The 5,268-nt window shown below is 74.6% G+C and carries 4 protein-coding genes; 2 read left to right on the top strand and 2 right to left on the bottom strand.

What is annotated here, in order from left to right:
• Positions 1-113: 113 nt before the first annotated feature.
• Entirely contained in the window at positions 114-1,457 is a 1,344-nt protein-coding gene (locus AC0680_RS35220) for a D-arabinono-1,4-lactone oxidase (RefSeq protein WP_478637057.1), read from the bottom strand.
• A 179-nt stretch (positions 1,458-1,636) separates the two neighbouring features.
• A complete protein-coding gene (locus AC0680_RS35215) occupies positions 1,637-2,902 on the bottom strand; it encodes an MFS transporter (protein WP_478637055.1) in 1,266 nt (421 codons plus the stop codon).
• A gap of 181 nt (positions 2,903-3,083) precedes the next feature.
• On the opposite strand from AC0680_RS35215, the gene AC0680_RS35210 reads away from it, so the two are divergent.
• Both AC0680_RS35210 and AC0680_RS35205 read left to right on the top strand, forming a co-directional pair.
• On the top strand, positions 3,084-4,238 hold the full coding sequence (locus AC0680_RS35210; protein WP_478637053.1) for a ferrochelatase: 1,155 nt from the start codon (positions 3,084-3,086) through the stop codon (positions 4,236-4,238).
• An 81-nt stretch (positions 4,239-4,319) separates the two neighbouring features.
• Positions 4,320-5,150: an inositol monophosphatase family protein gene (locus AC0680_RS35205; protein ID WP_478637051.1), complete on the top strand. Its 831-nt coding sequence runs from the start codon at positions 4,320-4,322 to the stop codon at positions 5,148-5,150.
• Positions 5,151-5,268 lie beyond the last annotated feature (118 nt).

Here is a 5,268-nt window from a genome sequence, read left to right as displayed (position 1 = left end):
CGCCACCCCCCCACCCCCCCCCCCCCCCCCCCCCCCCCCCCCCCCCCCCCCCTCCACCCCCCCCCCCCCCCCCCCCCCCCCCCCCCCCCCCCCCCCCCCCCCCCCCGCCGACGTCAGTCGCCCAGGACCCGCCGCAGATACGCGTTGGTGAACCGGCGCTCCGGGTCCAGCCGGTCGCGTACCGCGGTGAACTCGCCGAACCGCGGATAGACGTCGGCGAGGTAGGCGGCGTCGCGGGTGTGCAGCTTGCCCCAGTGGGGGCGCCCCTCGTGCGCCGTCATGATCCGCTCGGCGGCCGCGAAGTACGCCTCGTACGGCGTCCCGCGGTACATGTGCACGGCGATGTAGACCGTGTCCCGGCCCGACGCGGTGGACAGTGCGAGGTCGTCGGCCGGGGCGGTGCGCACCTCCACCGGGAAGCTGACCTTGAAGCCCGCGCGTTCCACCTGCGCCTTCAGCTCACCCAGCGCCGTGACCGCGGCCGCGCGGGGCAGGGCGTACTCCATCTCCACGAACCGCACCCGCCGTGGCGAGGTGAACACCTTGTAGGGGATGTCGGTGTACGTACGGGCCGACAGCGCGCGACTGGAGATCTTGGCGATGCCCGGTATGGCGGCCGGTACCGCCCGCCCGACGGAGCAGGCGACCTGGAAGACCCCGTTGGACAGCAGCTCGTCCTCGACCCAGCCGCTGACCCTGCCGGGGGGCGCCGCCGGGCCCTGGCTGCGGTTGTTGCGCTTGGTGTTGCAGCTGCCGGTGTGCGGGAACCAGTAGAACTCGAAGTGCTCGTTCTCGGTGACCAGCTCCTCGAACCGGTCCGTCACCTCGTCGAAGGGCATCGGCTCCTCGCGGGCGGTCAGCAGGAACTCCGGCTCCACGGCGAAGGTGAGTTCGCTGATCACGCCCAGCGCGCCCAGGCCCAGCCGGGCCGCGGCGAAGACGTCCGGGTTCTCCCCGGCGGAGCAGGTGAGCACCGAGCCGTCCGCGGTGACCAGTTCCAGGGCGGTGATCTGGGCGGCGATGGACGCCGAGTCGCGGCCGGTGCCGTGGGTACCGGTGCTGGTCGCCCCGGAGACGGTCTGCTCCATGATGTCGCCCATGTTGGTCAGCGACAGCCCGTGCGCGGCGAGCGTCCGGTTCAGCTGCTTGAGGGGCGTACCGGCGGCGACCGTCACCGTCCCGGCCTCGCGGTCGATCCCGCGGACGCCGGTCAGCCGCTCGGGACGGATCAGCAGCCCCTCGGTGGCGGCCGCCGGGGTGAAGGAGTGGCCGGTGCCGGCCGCCTTGACCGTCAGCCCGTCCGCGGCGGCGGCGCGGACCGCGGCCGCCAGCTCCTCGGTGTTCGCCGGGGCCACGCTCCGGGCGGGGCGGGCGGTGACGTTGCCCGCCCAGTTGCGCCACGGCCTGGTTGCCGTGCCGCGCCCTCCCGAGCCGCCGACGGCGCTGCTGACTGCCATGGTGACGCCCCCTCCCTCCACGCCCGGCCGGGCGTGGGTGTGAGCGCATGATGTCAGTCGCCGACGCGCCGTCCACAGGGGGTGACCGGAATCACATGATCAAGGAATCGGCCGGAATCGCCCGGCTCCCGGACATCTCGTACCGGCGGTAACAGTGCGGGCTCGCGGCCAGCGGTGCCTCACGCGACGCTCTCCTCGTCCCGGCGCTCCACGGGCGCGACCTCCCGGCCCGCCGTGCCGGTCCCGCCCACCGCCGCGGGAGCCGACTGCGGACGGAGCCTGCGGTAACCCGCGAACGCGACGAGCATGGCGAGCACCCCCGCCGCCCCCGGCACCAGATAGCCCCGGGCGGCACCGGCGGCGTCCACCACCCAGCCGGCCGCCGACGAACCCAGCGCGACACCCACCGCCAGTCCGGTGCTGGTCCACGTCATGCCCTCGGTCAGCTTCGCCCGCGGCACATGCTCCTCGACCAGCGCCATCGTGGTCACCATCGTCGGGGCGATGGACAGCCCCGCGAGGAACAGCGCGCCGGCCAGCAGCGGCAGCGAACCCACCAGCTGCAGCGGCACCATGCTCACCGCCATCGCGCAGACCCCCACCGTCCAGCGCCGGGCGGGGTGGCCCTTGAGGTGCAGCAGCCCGAAGACGGCGCCGGCCACACACGAGCCGAGCGCGTAGACCGCCAGTACCAGGCTGGCGGCGGCCTTGTGCCCCTCCTCCTCGGCGAACGCCACGGTCACCACGTCGATCGCCCCGAAGATCGCACCCGTCGCCACGAACGTCACCACCAGCACCTGCAGCCCCCGCGAGCGCAGCGCCGAGCCCTTCGCGTCGTGCTCCCGCGGATGCGGCACCGGCTCCGTCGTACGCTGCGCCGTCAGCCAGAAGACACCGACCGCCAGGAAGCCACCGGCCAGCAGCGGGCCGGCCTCCGGGAACCACGCGGTGGACAGGCCGATCGACAGGATCGGGCCGACGATGAAGCACATCTCGTCGACGATCGACTCCCACGAGTACGCGGTGTGCAGCTCACGCGGGGAGCCCCGGTAGAGCTCGGCCCAGCGTGCCCGGATCATCGAGCCCACGCTCGGCACACACCCCACACAGGCCGCGAAGACGAACAGGATCCAGTCCGGCCAGCGCTGCTGCGCGCTCAGCAGCAGACCGGCCACCGCGGCGAGCGACACCAGCGTGGCCGGGCGCATCACCCGGCGCTGGCCGTGCAGGTCCACCAGCCGGGAGATCTGCGGGCCGATGACCGCTGCGGACAGCGCGAGGGTCGCCGACAGTGCGCCCGCCAGGCCGTAGCGTCCGGTCAGCTGGGAGATCATCGTGACGACGCCGATGCCCATCATCGACAGCGGCATCCGCCCCAGCAGGCCGGCGGCGGAGAAGGACTTGGTGCCGGGCCGGCCGAATATGGCGCGGTAGGGACTGGGCAACGGGGGCGCTCCGCCGGATGAGGACCGAAGATCGGTAAGGAATGTATGTGGCTGATACAGCTTACGGCGGGTGCGGTGCCGGCCGCCTCCGGATTTCCGCCGCCGTCGAAGCGCCCCGGCGGCCCCCTGCGCACACCGGACCTGCCCGCCGCACCCGGACGAAGGGTGGCAGGATCGACGCATGCCCGAACAGTGCGATCCCAGCCCCTATGACGCCCTGCTGCTGCTGTCCTTCGGCGGTCCCGAAGGCCCCGACGACGTCGTCCCGTTCCTGGAGAACGTCACCCGCGGCCGCGGCATCCCCCGTGAGCGGCTCAAGGAGGTGGGCCGGCACTACTTCCTCTTCGGCGGCGTGAGCCCCATCAACGCCCAGAACCGCGACCTGCTGGACGCGCTGCGCGGGGACTTCGCCGAACACGGCCTGGACCTGCCCGTCTACTGGGGCAACCGCAACTGGGCGCCCTACCTGACCGACACCCTGCGCACGATGGTGGGCGACGGCCACCGCCGGATCGCCGTCCTGACGACCAGCGCCTACGCCTCGTACTCGGGCTGCCGGCAATACCGGGAGAACCTCGCCGACGCGCTCGCAGCCCTGCGGGCCGAGGGACTGCCGGTGCCGCGGGTGGACAAGCTGCGGCACTACTTCAACCACCCCGGCTTCCTCCGCCCGATGATCGACGGTGTGCTGGCGTCGCTGGAGGCCCTGCCCGCGGCGGTCCGCGACGGCGCCCACATCGCCTTCACCACGCACTCCATCCCCACCGCCGCCGCCGACACCTCCGGCACGCCCGCGGACCACACCCAGGACGGCGAGGGCGGCGCCTATGTCGCCCAGCACCTCGACGCGGCCCGGGTGATCGCGGACGCGGTACGCGAGGAGACCGGTGTGGACCACCCCTGGCAGCTCGTCTACCAGTCCCGCAGCGGCGCCCCGCACATCCCCTGGCTGGAGCCGGACATCTGCGACCACCTGGAGGAGCGGCACGCGGCCGGCGTCCCCGCCGTGGTCATGGCCCCCATCGGGTTCGTCTCGGACCACATGGAGGTCAAGTACGACCTGGACACCGAGGCCACCGCCAAGGCCGCGGAACTGGGGCTGCCGGTCGCCAGGTCGGCCACCGTCGGCGCCGACCCCCGGTTCGCGGCGGCCGTCCGCGACCTCGTCCTGGAGCGCGCGGCGACCGAACGGGGCGGCACCCCGGAGCGCTGCGCCCTGGGCTCCCTGGGCGCCGGCCACGACCTGTGCCCGGTCGGCTGCTGCCCGGCGCGCGCCCCGCGCCCGGCCGCCGCCGGCGCCGACTGGCGCGGCCCCGTCGCACAGGCCCCCGCGTAGACCCCGCACGCCCGCCCCGGCCCGTACGCCCGCGCAGGCCGTACGCCCGCCCCACCACCGCTCGTTTGAGCAAGGAGCATCGTGCCCGACCCGCTGCACCCCGACCCGACGCCGACCGACACGCTCCACGACGAGCTTCTCGAGCTCGCCCTGGAGGCGGCCCGCCGCGCAGGAGCGCTGCTGCGCGACGGCCGGCCCGCCGACCTCGGCGTGGCCGCGACGAAGACCAGCCCCATCGACGTCGTCACCGAGATGGACGTCGCCTCCGAGAAGCTGATCACCGGCTTCATCGGGGAGGCCCGCCCCGACGACGGCTTCCTGGGGGAGGAGGGCGCCAGCACCGAGGGCACCAGCGGTATCCGCTGGGTCATCGACCCCATCGACGGCACCGTCAACTACCTCTACGGCCTGCCGTCCTGGTCGGTGTCCATCGCGGCGGAGAAGGACGGCGAGGCGGTCGTCGGGGTGGTGGCCGCCCCGATGCGCGGCGAGACCTACCAGGCCGTCCTGGGCCGTGGCGCGCTCAACAACGGCGAGCGCATCCGCCACCGGCCCGCGCCGCCGCTCTCCCAGGCGCTGCTGGGCACCGGCTTCGGCTACCTGACCGAGCGCCGGGCGGCCCAGGCGGAGGTGGTGCGCACCCTGCTGCCGCAGGTGCGCGACATCCGTCGCGGCGGCTCGGCCGCGATCGACCTGTGCGATGTGGCCTGCGGGCGGCTCGACGCCTACTTCGAGCGGGGCCTGAACCCGTGGGACCTGGCCGCCGGGGCCCTGATCGCCCGCGAGGCCGGCGCGCTGACCGGCGGCCGACCCGGCCAGGCCGCCTCCCACGAGCTGACCCTCGCCGCCTCCCCGGCCCTCTTCGCCGAGCTCCAGCCGCTCCTGGACGAGCTGGGCGCCTGGCACGACTGATCGGTGCCGGACGCGGACACGGCAGCGGGGGGGGGGGGGGGGGGGGGGGGGGGGGGGGGGGGGGGGGGGGGGGGGGGGGGGGGGGGGGGGGGGGGGGGGGGGGGGGGGGGGGGGGGGG

It is taken from the genome of Streptomyces sp. NPDC043738, assembly GCF_056436545.1.
Note: the sequence above shows the minus strand (reverse complement) of the source record. Positions and strands in the feature narration are given on the sequence as shown.